Raw genomic sequence first — 17,872 nt, forward strand, 5'->3', positions numbered from 1 at the left:
GTATGAACGCCCCTTGTCCTTTACTCACGCCTCCGTTTGTCTGATGGGGTAGGTAAGGCCCAGCGTTGGCGATCTCTTCATTTTTTGCAGGGTTAACGGCAATGAATACACGTAAAATTGGATTGGTGAATTATTTTGCTTACGGCGCAGGCGACTTTCTGGGTGCCGGAACGACCGCGCTAACAGCGGCCTGGCTTCTTTATTTCTATACGACTTTTTGCGGGTTAACGCCGATCGAGGCGACGTTCATTTTTGCCGCTGCAAGGGTACTTGATGCCGTTGTGAGCCCGCTGATGGGCTTTTTAACCGATAACTTCGGCTCTACGTGGCTCGGTAAACGTTTTGGCCGCCGTAAGTTCTTTATTCTGCTCGGGATCCCTTGCGTATTCAGCTACTCACTAATGTGGGTCGGCGACATGAGTTTCTGGTACTACCTGGTGACCTATCTGATCTTTGATATCGTTTACACCATGATTCTGGTGCCTTACGAGACGCTGGTGCCGGAAATGACCGATGACTTCAAGCAGAAGACCAAGTTCTCCGGGGCGCGTATTTCCATGGCGCAAATGTCCGCCATCCTGGCCTCTTTCCTGCCGGGCATTTTGTTGACGACCTTTGGTAAAGACAATCCGGTCTCCTTTTTCTATGCCAGCATGGTGTTCTCGGTTCTGTGCGCGCTAATGCTGACATTTGTCTGGTTCTTTACCTGGGAGCGCCCGCGCGAAGAGTGGACGGAAGCGGCTCTGCGTGCCGAGGAAGAGAAGAAGAATCTGAACTTCAGCCAGAGCATGAATCGTCTGTTCGTTGAACTGAGTTCAACGCTGCGTATCAAAATTTTCCGCCAGCATTTGGGAATGTACCTTGGCGGATACATCGCGCAGGACGTCTTCAACGCGGTCTTTACCTACTACGTGGTCTTCGTTCTCATGCAGGAAGCCTCAATGGCGTCGAATCTGCTGGGCACGATGGCGATTTTCCAGTTCATTGCAGTTATCGGGATGATCCCGCTGTGCATCCGTTTTGGACCCGCGCCGTCATACCGTATGGTGGTTGTCCTGTTCGGCCTGAGTTCGCTGTCGTATGCCGTTCTCTATTATGCCGGTATGAGCGATGTCTACACGCTGTTAATGCTGGTGTCTGCGATTGCGGGTCTGGGTCGTGGCGGTATCAACTATGTGCCCTGGAACACCTATACCTACATTGCCGATGTCGATGAAGTCGTTACCGGACAGCGTCGCGAAGGGATCTTCGCAGGCATTATGACGCTGACCCGTAAAGCGTCCCAGGCGGGGGCCGTGATGCTGGTGGGGATTGTGATGCAAATGTCGGGCTTTGTGTCAGGGCAGAGCACGCAGCCTGAAACCGTCAGCCACACCATTCTGTTGATTCTGAGCTGCGGTACGCTGCTCGTACTGGCGGTGGGCTTTATGGTTTCCCTGCGCTTCAAGCTGAATTTGCAAACCCACAGTGTTCTGCGTGAAGAGACAGCCAAAATGCGTAATTCGGGCCGGGCGATGCCAGAAGAGATTACGCCGCAGGCACGCGCGACCGTCGAAATGCTTGCAGGCATACCGTACGAATCACTTTGGGGTAACAACAATATTGGTTACCTGAACCGTAATAAACCGGCTGCGCCAGCTCTGAAACAAGGCGCGGCAATGAATTCGACATTGCACAGAGGTTAAGTAGATGAAGGTTTACCCAGTCAAACACAGTCCGTTATTGCGTCAGCCAGAGCATTTCATCGCCAGAGATGAGCTAAAAACACTGATCCAAAAGGTGACGCATAACCTGGTCAATATTCATGATGAAACGGGTGAGTTTCTGCTGCGACTGGATGACGGACGTGTTATCGATACCAAAGGTTGGGCCGGATGGGAGTGGACTCACGGCGTCGGCTTGTACGGGATGTACCAGTACTACCAGCAGACCGGCGATGAGACGATGCGCGACACCATCGACAGTTGGTTTGCTGACCGTTTTGCCGAGGGCGCAACCACCAAAAACGTCAACACGATGGCGCCGTTTTTAACGCTGGCCTACCGCTACGAAGAAACCCGCAATCCGGCGTATCTGCCGTGGCTTGATAGCTGGGCGGAGTGGGCGATGAATGAGATGCCACGCACCGACCATGGCGGTATGCAGCACATCACGCTGGCGGAAGAAAACCATCAGCAAATGTGGGACGACACGTTGATGATGACGGTGTTGCCGCTGGCGAAAATTGGCAAACTCCTCAATCGTCCGGCGTATGTGGAAGAAGCGACCTATCAGTTCCTGTTGCATGTGCAGAATCTGATGGATAAAGAGACGGGGCTGTGGTTCCACGGCTGGAACTATGATGGACACCATAACTTTGCCAATGCCCGCTGGGCGCGTGGCAACAGTTGGCTGACTATCGTGATCCCGGATTTTCTGGAACTGTTGGATCTGCCTGAAAACAACGCAGTCCGCCGTTATCTGGTGCAGGTGCTGAATGCGCAAATTGCTGCGCTGGCGAAATGCCAGGATGAGAGCGGGTTGTGGCATACCTTGCTGGACGATCCTCAATCGTATCTGGAAGCGTCGGCCACCGCGGGATTTGCCTACGGTATTCTGAAAGCGGTGCGTAAACGCTATGTCGCTCAGGAGTATGCGGCGGTGGCTGAGAAGGCCATTAAAGGGATCGTCGCGCACATTTCACCGCAAGGTGAGCTGCTGCAAACGTCCTTTGGCACCGGGATGGGCTCGAATCTTGATTTCTATCGCGAGATCCCGCTGACATCGATGCCGTACGGCCAGGCGATGGCGATGCTGTGCCTCACCGAATATCTGCGTAAGTATTTTTAATGAGGCTGCCAGAGAGTGGTTTGACCCAGGCCCGATACGCGTAGCGCCATCGGGCAATAAGGTCTTATCGTCCTACAGACTTCTCATCCGCTCAAACGCTCCCCGGTGTCGGTTTCACTTCCGGGGATGCGCCTTCCGCCTGACTGTTAGCAGGCTGGGCAACGGCGTTTTGCGACACAAACAGATGGTCGAGTATTTGACGCATTACCGGCGCGGCGGTTACGCCGTCGCTGCCACCGTTTTCCAGAATCAATACGATGGCGACTTTCGGGTTGTTATAGGGCGCAAACGCGGTGTAAAACACGTGGTCGCGCAGGCGAATCGGGATCATTTTCGCGTTGTAGGTCTGGTTCTCTTTCAGGCTGAACACCTGAGACGTACCGCTCTTGGCGGCAATCCCGTAAGGCGCGGTGTGGAAGAACTTATAGCCGGTGCCGTTAGGGGCATTGGCCATGCCGAACATTGCCTGGCGCACCAGTCCCCAATACGGTGACGCGGCGTTGGCGATTTGTGTCGGTGGCGTGGCGGCGTGGTAAGGAATGCGGGTCTTACCGTTTTCTTCTTCCTGCAACAGGTGAGGGGCGATCACTTTCCCATTGTTGAGCAGGGCGACCATCGCTTTTACCATCTGAATCGGCGTGGCGATCCAGTATCCCTGACCGATGCCGACCGAAATGGTATCTCCCTGATACCAGATTTTTTTGTGAACCCGTTGCTTCCAGTCACGGCCCGGCAGCAGGCCGTTGTACTCTTCGTCAAGGTCGATTCCGGTCGGTTTACCGTAGCCAAACTGCGACAACATGCTGTCGATCCTGTCGATACCCATCATGTACGCGACCTGATAGAAAAAGGTGTCAGCCGACTCTTCAATCGCTTTGCTGACGTTCAGCATACCGTGGCCGGTTTTCTTCCAGTCGCGGTAGTGGCGTTCGGTGCCGGGAAGCGTCCATGTTGGTGCGCCAAAGAAGCGGGTTTGCGGTGTAATCACGCCGTTTAACAGCGCCGACATCGCCATATAGGGTTTTACCGTGGATGCCGGGGGATACAGCCCTTGCGTGACGCGATTAATTAACGGCAGATCTTTATCCTTCAGCAGTTTGTCGTACGCCTGATAGCTGATGCCTTTCACAAAGGGATTCGGGTCATAGCTGGGATTCGAAACCATCGCCAGTACCGCGCCGTCATGCGGATCTTCAACCAGTACCGCTGCGCGCTGTCCGGCAATCAGACGCTCAATATATTCCTGCAGGTGGAGATCCAGCGTCAGGTGGATGTTTTTCCCGGCGACGGGGGGAACATCTTTCAGCAGACGAACAATCCGCCCATGGTTATCCACCTCCACTTCCTGATAGCCGGTTTTGCCGTGCAGTTCATTTTCGTAATAGCGTTCAATCCCCTGTTTACCGATGTTATGGTCGGCGGCGTAATTTTCCGCGATCCCGGCTTTGCTGAGTGTTTTCAGATCGCTATCGTTAATTTTTGAGACATAGCCAAGCACGTGCGCCAGTTCCGCGCCGTAGGGATATTCCCGATCCTCGTCGCTATTGATGGTGACGCCGCTGAAACGAAATTGGTTCACTGAAAAACGCGCAATCTCGACATCGGTCAGGGCATTTTTAAGCACCACCGGGCGATAGCGGCTGCCTGATTTCAGCGCATGGCGAAACGCATCGATGTCCTCCTGTGTCAGGTCAACGATGGGCGTCAGTTGCTGGAGCAGTGCATCCATATTGCTGATTTTGTAGGGCGTAACCGCAATATCGTACCAGGTCACGTTGCGCACCAGCGGGATGCCATTGCGGTCATAGATCATGCCCCGGGTGGGCGCGACCGGCAGCATTTTAATATCGTTATCGTTAGAGCGGGTCGTGTAGTACTGATGCTGGCGAATTTGTAAATTGTAGAGATTGAAGAGAAGGATCCCAAAGCAGATAACCACAAGGCCGAACGCCACCACTACTCGTCTGAGAAAGAGTTTCTCTTCTGCTGCGAAATCTTTAAACGTCATTGACCCGTACCTGATTAATTAGCCGCCTAATGATACGGAGGCGTCAATGCGATGACAGACAAAAAATGTACCATCCCTCCAGAGAAGTGTGTCATTCCTTGTGACATGTTACAGAGTACGAACGCTGGACATAAAAAAGGCCTGAGTCCGCAAGCGAGCTCAGGCCTGAATGTTAAGCCTACTGACTTACATACGTTCTACGGTTTCGATACCCAGCGTATCCAGACCCAGTTTCAGCGTTTTCGCCGTCAACAGCGCCAGTTTCAGACGGCTGTTGCGCACGGTTTCGCTTTCAGCGCTCAGGATTGGGCAGTGCTCATAGAAACCAGAGAACAGACCGGCGAGATCGTACAGATAGGCGCACATGACGTGCGGCGTACCTTCACGCGCGACCACGGTCAGCGTCTCTTCAAACTGCAACAGGCGAGCGGCTAACTGCGCTTCGCGATCTTCGCTGATGATAACCGGTGCTGCCGCCAGCGCGTCTTCATCGATTTCTGCTTTACGGAATACGGAAAGTACACGGGTGTAAGCGTACTGCATGTAAGGCGCGGTGTTGCCTTCAAACGCCAGCATGTTGTCCCAGTCGAAGATGTAGTCGGTGGTACGGTTTTTAGAGAGATCTGCATATTTCACCGCGCCGATACCGACGGCATTGGCCAGTTTTTCCAGCTCATCGGCAGGCATGTCAGGATTCTTCTCCGCCACCAGACGACGTGCGCGCTCCAGCGCTTCGTCCAGCAGGTCAGCCAGTTTTACCGTGCCGCCCGCGCGGGTTTTGAACGGTTTACCGTCTTTACCCAGCATCATGCCGAACATGTGGTGTTCCAGCGGTACGGAATCCGGCACATAGCCCGCTTTACGCACGATAGTCCATGCCTGCATCAGGTGCTGGTGCTGGCGGGAATCGATGTAGTACAGCACGCGATCGGCATGCAGGGTTTCATAACGGTATTTTGCACAGGCGATGTCTGTGGTGGTGTAAAGATAGCCGCCATCTTTCTTCTGAATGATGACGCCCATCGGGTCGCCTTCCTTGTTTTTGTACTCATCAAGGAACACCACCGTCGCGCCTTCGCTTTCAACGGCCAGGCCTTTGGCTTTCAGATCGGCAACGATACCCGGCAGCATCGGGTTGTACAGGCTCTCGCCCATTACGTCGTCACGCGTCAGCGTCACATTCAGGCGATCGTAGGTTAACTGGTTTTGCGTCATGGTGATGTCGACCAGTTTGCGCCACATTTCGCGGAAGTACGCGTCGCCGCCTTGCAGTTTCACTACGTAGTTACGTGCGCGTTCGGCAAACACTTCATCTTCATCGTAGTGCTTCTTCGCATCACGATAGAATCCTTCCAGGTCAGCCAGCGCCATTTCACCGGCGTTTTCCTGCTGCTGTTTTTCCAGCCAGGCGATGAGCATACCAAACTGTGTGCCCCAGTCGCCGACGTGGTTGGCGCGAATAACGTGGTGGCCGAGAAACTCCAGGGTACGCACGGCCGCGTCGCCGATAATGGTCGAGCGCAGATGGCCGACGTGCATCTCTTTAGCGACGTTAGGCGCAGAGTAATCCACCACAACCGTCTGCTTCTGTGGGAGTGCAACACCCAGACGGTCACAGGCCAGCGCCTGCTGGACGTTCTGGGCGAGAAACGCCGCATCGAGGAAAATATTGATAAAGCCCGGGCCGGCAATTTCAACCTTGCTGGCGATGCCGTTGAGATCCAGATGAGTCAGCACCTGCTCTGCAAGTTGTCGCGGCGCCATACCCAGTTTTTTAGCAACTGCCATCATGCCGTTGGCCTGATAGTCGCCGAACTGTACTTTTGCTGACTGACGAACCTGAGGTTCGCAATCTGCAGGCGCACCTGCAGCAATCATGGCCTGACGGACTTTTTCTGAGAGAAGAGCCTGAATATTCACCGGAATACCTTACGTTTAAGACGCGGGTTGACTGTGCCCGCACCAGTTTAAGAATTTAGGGCGGGAGTATACTGCAAATGCCCGTTTGCGTCAGCCCTGGCGCATGTCGTCGCTGCCCTGAAATCACCCCAATACACTGCGACGTCACTGTTCATGGCGCGTTGTCCACAATCAGCGGTTGGTTGCCGCCCCGCAACAGAGTAAATTAACGGCTTTGAAGATGAAGAAGAGTATCCAAAATGGCGAACTGGCAATCTATTGACGAACTGCATGATATTTCTGCGGATTTGCCGCGTTTTACGCTGGCGTTAACGGCGCTTTCTGCTCGCCTCGGTCTGGATCTGGCCCCCCTTGAGGCCGACCATATTTCTCTTCGTTGCCATCAGAATGCGACCGCAGAGCGGTGGCGCCGTGGATTTGAGCAGTGCGGCGAACTGCTGTCGGAAAATATCATCAACGGCAGACCGATCTGTCTGTTCAAATTGAAAGAGCCTGTTAGTGTCGGACACTGGCAGTTCAGCGTGGTGGAATTGCCGTGGCCGGGCGAAAAACGCTACCCGCATGAAGGCTGGGAACATATTGAAATTGTGTTGCCCGGCGAGCCGGAAACGTTGAACGCCCGGGCGCTGGCGCTGCTCTCTGACGATGGTTTAAGCCAACCGGGCATTTTTGTGAAAACCAGTTCGCCCAAAGGCGAGCACGAACGCCTGGCGAACCCGACGCTGGCGGTGACGGATGGCAAAGTCACCATCAAGTTTCACCCGTGGTCGATTGAAGCCATTGTGGCAAGCGAACAGGCAGGGCATTGAGTTTGTGAGCGTCTGCGACGTTTAGCGCAAACCGACATGGCATGATAAGCGATTCTGAAAAGGAGTGTGTATGGCATTGCTTGAGATTTGTTGTTACAGCATGGAGTGCGCGTTAACCGCGCAGCAAAACGGTGCCGATCGGATCGAGTTGTGTTCAGCGCCGAAAGAGGGCGGATTGACGCCCTCACTGGGTGTGCTGCGTTCGGTTCGTCAACACGTAACGATTCCCGTGCATCCGATTATTCGCCCGCGCGGCGGTGATTTTTGTTATACCGACGGCGAGTTTGCCGCCATGCTGGACGATGTGCGCACGGTCAGAGAGTTGGGTTTTCCCGGGCTGGTGGTGGGCATTCTGGACGTGGACGGTAATGTGGATATGCCGCGGATGGAAAAAATAATGGCCGCTGCCGGGCCGCTGGCCGTGACGTTTCATCGCGCCTTTGATATGTGCGCTAATCCATTAAATGCGCTTAAGAATCTGGCGGATTTGGGTGTCGCGAGAGTGCTGACATCCGGGCAAAAATCTGACGCACTGCACGGTTTACCAATAATTATGGAACTAATTGCCAAAGCTGATGCTCCAATAATTATGGCCGGAGCAGGGGTTCGTGCAAATAATTTGCAGGATTTCCTGAATGCAGGTGTCAGGGAAGTACACAGTTCTGCCGGAACCCAGGTTGCCTCGCCAATGCGTTATCGCAATCAGGGTCTGTCGATGTCAGCGGATACGCAAGCGGATGAATTTTCCCGCAGTGTGGTTGACGGGGCGGCGGTTGCAGAGATGAAAGGAATCATTGTTCGTCATCAGGCCAACTGATTTTTACCGTTGCATCATGTCGCCCAATATGATGCTTGCTCGTACCAGGCCCCTGCCATTTCAACAGGGGCCTTTTTTTTAGTTTTCTCCGGCACATTTCGGCTGAACTATTCTGGAGAACGTGTTACCCATGTTTCCGGTTCATACCGTAGCGCCACTGGGAAATTCATCAGGGCTTACGTGCTATCAACACCGCACGCAGAGGGGCAGGGTAACCCTCGACCGTCTTGCTGCTGTCGTTCGGATCAAGGAAATCGGCCAGCGATTCGGTCACCATCCATTCGGTACGGCGCTGCTCTTCCGTTGACGTCACGCAAACGTCCGCGATACGCACATCGACAAAACCGCACTTCTCCAGCCAGTTTTTCAACGCCAGTGCGGAAGGAATAAAGTAAACGTTACGCATCTGCGCGTAGCGATCGCCCGGCACCAGAACGGTATTTTCATCACCTTCGACGACCAGCGTCTCAAGCACCAGTTCCCCGTCTTTGACCAGTTGATCCTTTAACTGCCACAGATGTTCCAGCGGCGAGCGGCGATGATAAAGCACGCCCATCGAAAATACGGTATCAAACGCATTCAGCGCGGGCAGTTGCTCGATCCCCAGCGGCAGCAGATGCGCACGCTGATCGTTACCTAACAATTTCCGTACCGCTTCAAACTGGCACAGAAACAACTGCGTGGGGTCGATCCCGACGGCGAGATGGGCACCGGCGCCAATCATGCGCCACATGTGATAGCCGCTGCCACAGCCCACATCCAGAATCGTGCGACCGGTAAGGTCGGACAGATGCGGCAATACGCGATCCCACTTCCAGTCAGAGCGCCATTCGGTATCAATATTGACGCCATACAATGAGTACGGGCCTTTGCGCCACGGCATCAGGTTACGCATCAGGGTATCGATACGTTTACGCTGGCCTTCGCTCAGCGGTGTTTCGCTTTCGGCGGTGACGCTGTGCAGCAGATCCAGACGGTGCGGCGTTAACTCTGGCAGAAATTCAACCGCGTTCGACCACTGTTTAAACAGGCCATGCTGATCGCGTTGCCAGGCCGCAATTTGCGCGGGCAGGGTTTCAAGCCAGTGGGAAAGGTGATTTTTGGCAATCAGCTGATAAAAGTTTCCGAACTCGATCATGCGGGAACCTCAGCCTTTAGCGCCACCAGAGAACCGAAGTTGAAGCACTGGAACCACAGTTCGCTGTGTTCGAACCCGGCCTGACGCAGACGCGCTTTATGGGTTTCGACGGAATCGGTCAGCATGACGTTTTCCAGCATGCTACGCTTCTGGCTGATTTCCAGCTCGCTGTAGCCGTTGGCGCGTTTGAAGTCATGATGCATGTTAAACAGCAATTCGCCGACCTGTGTATCTTCAAAACTGAACTTCTCTGACAGCACCAATGCGCCGCCCGGATTCAACCCCTGATAAATCTTATCCAGCAATGCCTGGCGCTCGGGCGGCTCAAGGAATTGCAGGGTAAAATTCAGCACTACCATCGAGGCGTTTTCGATAGCGATATGACGAATATCGCCTTCCACAATGTCAACGGGTGTCGGGGCTTTGTAAGCATCAATATGGCGGCGGCAGCGTTCAACCATCGCCGGAGAGTTATCGACGGCGATTATCTTGCAATTGTCATGGTGAATGTTGCGACGCACCGAGAGCGTCGCCGCGCCCAGAGAACAGCCCAGATCGTAGACCTGCGTGTTGGGTTTAACAAAACGTTCAGCCAGCATACCAATCATCGAGATAATGTTGGAGTAGCCGGGAACGGAACGCTGGATCATATCCGGGAAGACTTCAGCTACCCGTTCATCAAAGGTCCAGTCACCCAGGCTGGCGATAGGCGCAGAAAAAAGCGTGTCGCGGTGAGACATAACGTAAAAGTCCGGGAAAAATAAAGGGGCGTATTGTGCGCTAATGCAGGGAGAAAACCAACTCCCAGGGCATATACCAGAGATTTGCCAGCACCATCAGCAACAGGGCGCACCAGGTTGCGCTCATACCGGAACGCCGCCAGCGAAAAAGCCGGTGATAGAACCCGTAATAATGCATAAGCCGACCGGCAATGAGAATCAGGCCGCAGATGTGCACCATCCATGTCTCAGCACCGTTCATCTCCATAAAGAGCAGCAGCACCAGCGCAACGGGAATATATTCTACCGCATTACCATGAATGCGAATCGCGCTTTGTAGCTCGCTAAAACCGCCGTCGCCATAGGCAACGCGGTACTGCATCCGTAGACGAACAACGTCAAAGGAGAACTTCATCAACAATAACGCACCCAATACGGCATATAGCGCGCTTACCATACAAACTCCCTTTAAAATGGCGGATGGCACTGTCTATGATAGGTGGCATTTTCAGAAAAGAGAAGATTGCTGTGGAATAGACGGCGCGGCGCCAATACCTGGCATCGCGGCATGTAAATCCTGCCAGATGGCGTCCACTAACTCTGGAGCCTGCGCGATATCGGGCGTGTGTAAAAACAACCAGGGCGTCGTGGACTGCTCCCAGCGCGGTAATTTGTTTAGCCAGTCGGTGAAAAAATCACGATTTTGTACCATGTCATCGCTGCCGATAAATCGCACCATCGGATGACCGGCCGTGACAACCGCATGTACAGGGACTCTGGGTTTCTTGCGCTGCGCCTCACGTATCGCCTCATTGTGCGGGCGCGCGGCATGAACCGGACGGCTATCGAGGATGACCCTGTTGACGCCTCTCTCGTGTAAACCACGGTTGAACTGTTGTTCCTCTTCGCCTTTTGCAAAGAAACCCGGATGACGGACTTCAACACCGTACGTGAAGCGCCCGGGCAGGGCATCCAGAAAATGCCACAATGCCGGAAGTTCACGAGGTGAAAATGTGGCGGGAAGCTGGAGCCAGTATTGACCAATACGCCCCTCCAGCGGCGACATACGGGTCAAAAACTCCAGCACTAAATCGTCACAGTTTCTCAGCGCGGCTTGATGCGTAATGGTCGACGGAAATTTAAAACAAAAGCGAAAATCATCGGTCGTCTGCGCGAGCCAGCGTTCTACGACCTCGGCTTTGGGAAGCGCGTACAAGGTGGTATTGCCTTCCACACAATTGAAGTGGCGGGCATATTCTTCAAGACTGGTTATCCCCAGGCGCACCCACTTTGGGTGCGACCATTGTGGTAAGCCGATGTAAATCATAGCGCTTGCAGGATTTCTTCCACGCGACGCACGCGGGCAATGCGCGGGAAAATGTGTGTGACGCTGCTCAGGTGTTGTTCGGTGCTTGCCGCGCTGCAGGCATCTTCAGCAATGATCAGCCGAAAGCCCAGTTCCCAGGCGTTGCGGGCCGTGGATTCCACGCCGATGTTGGTGGAGATCCCGCACAGGACGAGCGTATCGATGCCGCGACGGCGCAGTTGCAGCTCCAGATCTGTGCCGTAGAACGCCCCCCACTGGCGTTTAGTGACTTCAAGATCGCTGTCGGCTTTGCCCAATGCCGCCGGGTAATTCCACCAGTTTTCCGGCAATGCTTTTGCAGGGGAGGGGGCATCGACGGGCTGTTTCAGTGCTTCTGCGTAATCCGGCGACCAGCCGACACGCACCATCACCACCGGTGAGCCGTGAACACGGAATTTTTTTGCCAGACGCGCAGCGCGATCCACGACGTCGGGTGCGGTATGCGGGCCCCCGGCGAAGGGTAAAATACCCTCCTGTAAATCGATTACCACCAGCGCGGTGGTTGAGGCGTTCAGTTCCAGCATCATGACTCCCGTATTTTCAACGCTATTGCGCTCTATCTTAGTCGCGCTTTCGACGGCGAGGGGCAACAAATTTTGTTAATTTTTTTGCGTATACGCAATACCTGTGACGCAAACACGCGTACAGTCAGTGTCTGGTTCGGAGTCTGTTCTGATTTAAAGTGGTTAAGTAATCGAACCTTGATGGGATAGACTCTTATCGTGCGGCAGAATTTCCAGTATAATAGCCGCCTTTTTTCATTCAGTTGTGACATTCAGCTAACGCTGCGACTTGGTCACCTGCAAGGCAGGCGACATTCCGCCTGCGGCAAAGTTAAGGGATATCTCATGCGTACAGAATATTGCGGACAGCTACGTCTGTCCCACGAGGGGCAGCAGGTGACTCTGTGTGGTTGGGTCAACCGTCGTCGTGATCTTGGTAGCCTGATCTTTATCGATATGCGCGACCGCGAAGGTATCGTGCAGGTATTTTTCGACCCGGACCGTGCGGACGCGTTAAAGCTGGCCTCTGAACTGCGTAATGAGTTCTGCATCCAGGTTACGGGTACCGTACGTGCGCGTGACGCGAAAAACGTGAACGCCGATATGGCGACGGGCGAAATTGAAGTACTGGCGTCCGATCTGACCATCATCAACCGTTCAGAGTCACTGCCGCTGGACTCTAACCACGTTAACACCGAAGAAGCGCGTCTGAAGTATCGCTACCTGGACCTGCGTCGTCCGGAAATGGCGCAGCGTCTGAAAACGCGTGCCAAAATTACCAGCCTGGTGCGTCGCTTTATGGACGACCACGGTTTCCTCGACATCGAAACCCCAATGCTGACCAAAGCCACGCCGGAAGGCGCGCGTGACTATCTGGTGCCTTCGCGCGTTCACAAAGGTAAGTTCTACGCGCTGCCGCAGTCTCCGCAGTTGTTCAAACAGTTGCTGATGATGTCTGGCTTTGACCGCTATTATCAGATCGTAAAATGCTTCCGCGACGAAGACTTACGTGCCGATCGCCAGCCTGAGTTTACCCAGGTCGACGTGGAAACCTCCTTCATGACGGCACCGCAGGTGCGTGAAGTGATGGAAGCGCTGGTGCGTAATCTGTGGCAGGAAGTGAAAGGGGTGGATCTGGGTGATTTCCCGATCATGACTTTCGCCGAAGCAGAGCGTCGTTACGGTTCCGATAAACCGGATCTGCGTAACCCGATGGAACTGGTGGACGTTGCTGATCTGCTGAAATCCGTCGATTTCGCCGTATTCTCCGGCCCGGCGAACGATCCGAAAGGCCGCGTGGCTGCTCTGCGTGTGCCGGGTGGCGCCAGCTTAAGCCGTAAGCAAATCGACGACTACGGTAACTTTATTAAGATCTACGGTGCGAAAGGCCTGGCGTATATTAAAGTGACTGAACGCGCGAAAGGTCTGGACGGGATCACCAGCCCTGTTGCCAAGTTCCTGAACGCTGAAATCGTGGAAGCCATTCTGGATCGTACCGCTGCGCAAGACGGCGATATGATTTTCTTCGGCGCTGACAACAAGAAAGTGGTTGCCGACGCTATGGGCGCGCTGCGTCTCAAACTGGGTAAAGATCTGAACCTGACCGACGAAACCAAATGGGCGCCGTTGTGGGTTATCGACTTCCCGATGTTTGAAGACGACGGCGAAGGTGGCCTGACGGCGATGCACCATCCGTTTACTGCACCGAAAGACATGACGGCGGCTGAGCTCCACGCCGCGCCGGAAGATGCCGTTGCCAACGCGTACGATATGGTGATCAACGGTTACGAAGTGGGCGGCGGTTCTGTCCGTATCCACAACGGCGAAATGCAGCAAACCGTGTTTGGTATTCTGGGCATTAACGAACAAGAGCAGCGTGAGAAGTTCGGCTTCCTGCTGGATGCGCTGAAATACGGCACACCGCCACATGCAGGTCTGGCGTTTGGTCTGGATCGTCTGACCATGCTGCTGACGGGTACTGATAACATTCGTGACGTTATTGCCTTCCCGAAAACCACGGCGGCCGCTTGCCTGATGACCGAAGCGCCAAGCTTTGCTAATGAAGCTGCGCTGGCGGAACTGAGCATTCAGGTTGTGAAGAAGGCCGAGAATAACTGATATGGCTGATGTACACGAAATCATTCGCGTTGCATCGCGGCGGCAACTGTGTGAATACCCATGAGCATAGAGCACTCTGTGAATGGGATGAACGATAGCAGCCAACAAAGAGGCAGCGTGAAGGATAAAGTGTATAAGCGTCCCGTTTCGGTTCTGGTTGTAATTTTTGCCCAGGATACGAAGCGGGTGCTGATGTTACAGCGACGCGACGATCCCGATTTCTGGCAGTCGGTTACCGGCAGTCTGGAAGAGGGTGAAACCGCGTCGCAAGCCGCCATGCGCGAAGTAAAGGAAGAGGTCACCATTGATGTTGCGACAGAGCGACTGACCTTAATTGACTGCCAGCGCACGGTGGAGTTTGAGATTTTTAGTCATTTACGTCATCGCTATGCGCCGGGAATCGTGCGTAATACCGAATCCTGGTTTTGCCTGACCCTCCCTTCTGAACGAGAGATCGTGTTCACCGAACATTTGACTTATCGTTGGGTTAATGCGGCTGAGGCTGCACAGTTAACCAAATCGTGGAGTAACCGGCAGGCGATTGAAGAATTTGTTATTAACGTCGCCTGAGAAGGCGCGCTTTTGGAGAGATTATTTATGGCAGGTCATAGTAAATGGGCCAACACCAGACATCGTAAAGCGGCGCAGGATTCTAAGCGCGGCAAGATTTTCACCAAGATCATTCGTGAGCTGGTGACGGCGGCTAAGCTGGGTGGCGGCGATCCGGACGCTAACCCGCGTCTGCGTGCAGCTGTAGATAAAGCACTGTCTAACAACATGACGCGTGACACGCTGAACCGTGCAATCGCGCGTGGCGTGGGCGGTGATGATGATGCGAACATGGAAACCATCATCTATGAAGGTTATGGTCCTGGCGGCACCGCGGTGATGATTGAATGTCTGTCCGACAACCGTAACCGTACGGTAGCGGAAGTGCGTCACGCATTCAGCAAAACCGGCGGCAACCTCGGTACCGACGGCTCCGTGGCGTATCTGTTCAGCAAAAAAGGCGTTATCTCTTTTGAAAAGGGCGACGAAGACACCATCATGGAAGCGGCGCTGGAAGCCGGTGCTGAAGACGTTGTGACCTTTGACGACGGCGCGATTGATGTCTATACCGCGTGGGAAGAGATGGGCAAAGTGCGTGATGCACTGGAAGCCGCCGGTCTGAAAGCCGACAGCGCTGAAGTCTCTATGATCCCGTCTACCAAAGCGGATATGGATGCGGAAACCGCACCTAAACTGATGCGTTTGATCGACCTGCTGGAAGATTGTGATGACGTGCAGGAAGTTTACCACAACGGTGAAATCTCCGATGAGGTTGCAGCCACATTAGAATGACGTGGTTGAGCGATAACATAACAGGAGATGCGTGATGTCTATTATTCTCGGCATTGACCCGGGTTCGCGCATCACCGGTTATGGCGTGATCCGCCAGGTCGGTCGGCAACTGACCTACCTGGGCAGCGGATGTATTCGTACCAAAGTGGATGATTTACCGTCGCGCCTGAAGCTGATTTATGCCGGCGTGTCGGAAATCATTACCCAGTTTCAGCCGGACTACTTTGCTATAGAGCAGGTGTTTATGGCGAAGAACGCGGATTCCGCGCTTAAGCTGGGTCAGGCGCGTGGCGTAGCGATTGTCGCTGCCGTCAATCAGGATCTGCCGGTGTTTGAATACGCGGCACGTCAGGTCAAACAAACCGTCGTCGGGATAGGCAGCGCGGAGAAAAGTCAGGTGCAGCATATGGTGCGTACCTTGCTTAAACTCCCCGCGAACCCGCAGGCGGATGCCGCCGATGCGCTGGCGATTGCGATCACCCACTGCCATGTCAGCCAAAACGCGATGCAAATGAGCGACGCCAGGCTTAATCTGGCGCGTGGAAGACTACGATAGTAGTAAATCAGGCTGGATAAATATCCAGCCTTTTTTTATGATATCGCATTACCTTTTTAGCCATTAACGCAGGAGCGTCATGTGATAGGCAGACTCAGAGGCATTATTCTCGAAAAACAACCCCCGTTGGTACTGCTGGAGACGGGCGGTGTCGGCTATGAAGTGCATATGCCGATGACCTGCTTCTATGAGCTGCCGGAAGCGGGGCAGGAGGCGATTATCTTCACCCATTTTGTGGTGCGTGAAGATGCCCAACTGCTGTATGGCTTTAACAACAAACAGGAACGTACCCTGTTTAAAGAATTGATTAAGACGAATGGCGTCGGCCCGAAGCTGGCGCTGGCGATCCTCTCCGGCATGTCGGCGCAGCAGTTTGTTAACGCCGTTGAGCGTGAAGACCCTGCCGCGCTGGTGAAACTGCCGGGCATTGGAAAGAAAACGGCCGAGCGTCTGATTGTCGAAATGAAAGATCGCTTCAAAGGGTTGCATGGCGATCTGTTTACGCCTGCCGCCGATCTGGTGCTGACCTCTCCGGCAAGCCCAGCAACGGATGATGCTGAACAGGAAGCGGTTGCCGCGCTGGTGGCGCTGGGCTATAAACCTCAGGAAGCCAGCCGGATGATAAGCAAAATTGCCCGCCCGGATGCCAGCAGCGAAACATTGATCCGCGAAGCGCTCCGCGCCGCGCTGTGAGGTAGAGGATGATAGAAGCAGACCGCCTGATTTCAGCAGAAAGCACGTTGCCAGAAGATGTGGCAGACCGGGCTATTCGACCCAAACTGCTGGCGGAGTACGTTGGTCAGCCGCAGGTGCGCTCGCAGATGGAGATTTTTATCCAGGCGGCGAAGTTGCGCGGCGATGCGCTTGACCACCTGCTGATTTTCGGCCCGCCGGGTCTGGGTAAAACCACGCTGGCGAATATTGTCGCCAATGAAATGGGGGTGAACCTGCGCACCACTTCCGGCCCGGTGCTGGAGAAAGCCGGGGATCTGGCGGCGATGCTCACTAACCTCGAGCCGCACGACGTTCTGTTTATTGACGAAATTCATCGCCTGTCGCCGGTAGTCGAAGAGGTATTGTACCCGGCGATGGAGGACTATCAGCTCGATATCATGATTGGCGAGGGGCCGGCGGCGCGCTCGATAAAAATCGATCTGCCGCCCTTTACGCTGATTGGCGCAACCACCCGTGCAGGTTCATTAACCTCGCCGTTGCGCGACCGTTTTGGCATCGTTCAGCGTCTGGAGTTTTATCAGGTTGCCGATCTACAGCATATCGTCGGGCGCAGCGCACGTTATATGGGGCTGGAGATGAGCGAGGAAGGCGCACTGGAAATCGCCCGCCGCGCGCGCGGCACGCCACGTATCGCCAACCGTCTGCTGCGCCGCGTGCGTGATTTTGCCGAAGTAAAACACGACGGCACCATCTCGGAGGATATTGCCGCTCAGGCGCTGGATATGCTTAACGTCGATGCCGAAGGGTTCGACTATATGGACCGCAAACTGTTGCTGGCGGTGATCGATAAGTTCTTTGGTGGGCCTGTCGGGTTAGATAACCTGGCTGCGGCTATCGGCGAAGAGCGTGAAACGATTGAGGACGTACTGGAACCGTATCTGATTCAGCAGGGCTTTTTACAGCGTACCCCGCGTGGGCGTATGGCAACGGTGCGTGCGTGGAATCACTTTGGGATAACGCCGCCGCAAATGCCTTAGTGCCTGATGTCGCTACGCTCATCAGGCCTACTCGAT

17 protein-coding genes are annotated in these 17,872 nt (G+C 54.3%); 10 read left to right on the forward strand and 7 right to left on the reverse strand.

Features of this window, described 5'->3' with window-relative positions:
- Positions 1–101: 101 nt before the first annotated feature.
- A complete protein-coding gene (locus tag ACO7SM_RS09500) occupies positions 102–1,685 on the forward strand; it encodes an MFS transporter (RefSeq protein WP_490470609.1) in 1,584 nt (527 codons plus the stop codon).
- A gap of 4 nt (positions 1,686–1,689) precedes the next feature.
- Positions 1,690–2,829, forward strand: a complete 1,140-nt coding sequence (gene bglB, locus ACO7SM_RS09505) for a beta-galactosidase BglB (RefSeq protein ID WP_490470610.1) — start codon at positions 1,690–1,692, stop codon at positions 2,827–2,829.
- 91 nt (positions 2,830–2,920) lie between these two features.
- Here bglB and mrdA read toward each other — a convergent pair whose 3' ends face one another.
- Both mrdA and argS read right to left on the reverse strand, forming a co-directional pair.
- Positions 2,921–4,837, reverse strand: coding sequence for a penicillin-binding protein 2 (gene mrdA / locus ACO7SM_RS09510; protein WP_490470611.1), 1,917 nt, complete (start codon positions 4,835–4,837; stop codon positions 2,921–2,923).
- Positions 4,838–5,023: 186 nt separating this feature from the next.
- Positions 5,024–6,757, reverse strand: coding sequence for an arginine--tRNA ligase (argS, locus tag ACO7SM_RS09515; protein ID WP_490470612.1), 1,734 nt, complete (start codon positions 6,755–6,757; stop codon positions 5,024–5,026).
- 239 nt (positions 6,758–6,996) lie between these two features.
- On the opposite strand from argS, the gene ACO7SM_RS09520 reads away from it, so the two are divergent.
- Entirely contained in the window at positions 6,997–7,566 is a 570-nt protein-coding gene (locus ACO7SM_RS09520) for a VOC family protein (RefSeq protein ID WP_490470613.1), read from the forward strand.
- Between the two features lie 70 nt (positions 7,567–7,636).
- On the forward strand, positions 7,637–8,383 hold the full coding sequence (gene cutC, locus ACO7SM_RS09525) for a copper homeostasis protein CutC (protein ID WP_490470614.1): 747 nt from the start codon (positions 7,637–7,639) through the stop codon (positions 8,381–8,383).
- 169 nt (positions 8,384–8,552) lie between these two features.
- On the opposite strand, the gene cmoB is transcribed toward cutC, so the two are convergent.
- Genes cmoB through ACO7SM_RS09550 form a run of 5 tightly spaced genes read right to left on the reverse strand, consistent with a single transcriptional unit; the run spans position 8,553 to position 12,130 of the window.
- Positions 8,553–9,521 (reverse strand): tRNA 5-methoxyuridine(34)/uridine 5-oxyacetic acid(34) synthase CmoB, encoded by a 969-nt coding sequence (gene cmoB, locus ACO7SM_RS09530; protein ID WP_490470615.1) that lies wholly within the window; start codon positions 9,519–9,521, stop codon positions 8,553–8,555.
- Positions 9,518–10,261: a carboxy-S-adenosyl-L-methionine synthase CmoA gene (gene cmoA / locus ACO7SM_RS09535; RefSeq protein WP_490470616.1), complete on the reverse strand. Its 744-nt coding sequence runs from the start codon at positions 10,259–10,261 to the stop codon at positions 9,518–9,520. Before cmoA ends, cmoB begins: the two co-directional genes overlap by 4 nt.
- Before the next feature lie 40 nt (positions 10,262–10,301).
- Complete coding sequence (locus tag ACO7SM_RS09540) at positions 10,302–10,697, reverse strand: MAPEG family protein (RefSeq protein WP_192612502.1); 396 nt, start codon at positions 10,695–10,697, stop codon at positions 10,302–10,304.
- A 51-nt stretch (positions 10,698–10,748) separates the two neighbouring features.
- Positions 10,749–11,567 (reverse strand): DUF72 domain-containing protein, encoded by an 819-nt coding sequence (locus tag ACO7SM_RS09545; protein WP_490470617.1) that lies wholly within the window; start codon positions 11,565–11,567, stop codon positions 10,749–10,751.
- Positions 11,564–12,130, reverse strand: coding sequence for a hydrolase (locus ACO7SM_RS09550; protein ID WP_490470910.1), 567 nt, complete (start codon positions 12,128–12,130; stop codon positions 11,564–11,566). Before ACO7SM_RS09550 ends, ACO7SM_RS09545 begins: the two co-directional genes overlap by 4 nt.
- 324 nt (positions 12,131–12,454) lie before the next feature.
- Between ACO7SM_RS09550 and aspS the strand changes: the two genes are divergently transcribed.
- The 6 genes from aspS to ruvB all read left to right on the forward strand — a co-directional run bounded on the left by aspS (position 12,455) and on the right by ruvB (position 17,836).
- Positions 12,455–14,227, forward strand: a complete 1,773-nt coding sequence (gene aspS / locus ACO7SM_RS09555) for an aspartate--tRNA ligase (RefSeq protein WP_490470618.1) — start codon at positions 12,455–12,457, stop codon at positions 14,225–14,227.
- Between the two features lie 117 nt (positions 14,228–14,344).
- Entirely contained in the window at positions 14,345–14,797 is a 453-nt protein-coding gene (nudB, locus tag ACO7SM_RS09560; RefSeq protein ID WP_490470619.1) for a dihydroneopterin triphosphate diphosphatase, read from the forward strand.
- A gap of 27 nt (positions 14,798–14,824) precedes the next feature.
- The gene (locus tag ACO7SM_RS09565) at positions 14,825–15,568 is read left to right on the forward strand and encodes a YebC/PmpR family DNA-binding transcriptional regulator (protein ID WP_490470620.1); all 744 of its coding nucleotides are present in this window, start codon (positions 14,825–14,827) and stop codon (positions 15,566–15,568) included.
- Positions 15,569–15,602: 34 nt separating this feature from the next.
- Entirely contained in the window at positions 15,603–16,124 is a 522-nt protein-coding gene (gene ruvC, locus ACO7SM_RS09570) for a crossover junction endodeoxyribonuclease RuvC (RefSeq protein ID WP_192612497.1), read from the forward strand.
- Positions 16,125–16,205: 81 nt separating this feature from the next.
- Positions 16,206–16,817, forward strand: coding sequence for a Holliday junction branch migration protein RuvA (gene ruvA / locus ACO7SM_RS09575; RefSeq protein ID WP_490470621.1), 612 nt, complete (start codon positions 16,206–16,208; stop codon positions 16,815–16,817).
- Positions 16,818–16,825: 8 nt separating this feature from the next.
- Positions 16,826–17,836 carry a Holliday junction branch migration DNA helicase RuvB gene (gene ruvB, locus ACO7SM_RS09580; RefSeq protein WP_490470622.1) on the forward strand — a complete coding sequence of 337 codons (1,011 nt, stop codon included), beginning with the start codon at positions 16,826–16,828 and terminating at the stop codon, positions 17,834–17,836.
- The last annotated feature ends 36 nt before the right edge of the window (positions 17,837–17,872 follow it).

The sequence above is a fragment of the Citrobacter sp. LJND-P06 genome (assembly GCF_058188415.1).

Excerpts from the sequence above, each read along its gene's own strand:
- bglB (WP_490470610.1), top strand. The coding sequence starts at position 1,690 with ATGAAGGTTTACCCAGTCAAACACAGTCCGTTATTGCGTCAGCCAGAG.
- ACO7SM_RS09565 (WP_490470620.1), top strand. The coding sequence starts at position 14,825 with ATGGCAGGTCATAGTAAATGGGCCAACACCAGACATCGTAAAGCGGCG.
- ACO7SM_RS09520 (WP_490470613.1), top strand. The coding sequence starts at position 6,997 with ATGGCGAACTGGCAATCTATTGACGAACTGCATGATATTTCTGCGGAT.
- cmoA (WP_490470616.1), bottom strand. The coding sequence starts at position 10,261 with ATGTCTCACCGCGACACGCTTTTTTCTGCGCCTATCGCCAGCCTGGGT.
- ruvC (WP_192612497.1), top strand. The coding sequence starts at position 15,603 with ATGTCTATTATTCTCGGCATTGACCCGGGTTCGCGCATCACCGGTTAT.
- cutC (WP_490470614.1), top strand. The coding sequence starts at position 7,637 with ATGGCATTGCTTGAGATTTGTTGTTACAGCATGGAGTGCGCGTTAACC.
- ACO7SM_RS09500 (WP_490470609.1), top strand. The coding sequence starts at position 102 with ATGAATACACGTAAAATTGGATTGGTGAATTATTTTGCTTACGGCGCA.
- ACO7SM_RS09550 (WP_490470910.1), bottom strand. The coding sequence starts at position 12,130 with ATGCTGGAACTGAACGCCTCAACCACCGCGCTGGTGGTAATCGATTTA.
- mrdA (WP_490470611.1), bottom strand. The coding sequence starts at position 4,837 with ATGACGTTTAAAGATTTCGCAGCAGAAGAGAAACTCTTTCTCAGACGA.
- ruvB (WP_490470622.1), top strand. The coding sequence starts at position 16,826 with ATGATAGAAGCAGACCGCCTGATTTCAGCAGAAAGCACGTTGCCAGAA.
- cmoB (WP_490470615.1), bottom strand. The coding sequence starts at position 9,521 with ATGATCGAGTTCGGAAACTTTTATCAGCTGATTGCCAAAAATCACCTT.
- aspS (WP_490470618.1), top strand. The coding sequence starts at position 12,455 with ATGCGTACAGAATATTGCGGACAGCTACGTCTGTCCCACGAGGGGCAG.
- ACO7SM_RS09540 (WP_192612502.1), bottom strand. The coding sequence starts at position 10,697 with ATGGTAAGCGCGCTATATGCCGTATTGGGTGCGTTATTGTTGATGAAG.
- ACO7SM_RS09545 (WP_490470617.1), bottom strand. The coding sequence starts at position 11,567 with ATGATTTACATCGGCTTACCACAATGGTCGCACCCAAAGTGGGTGCGC.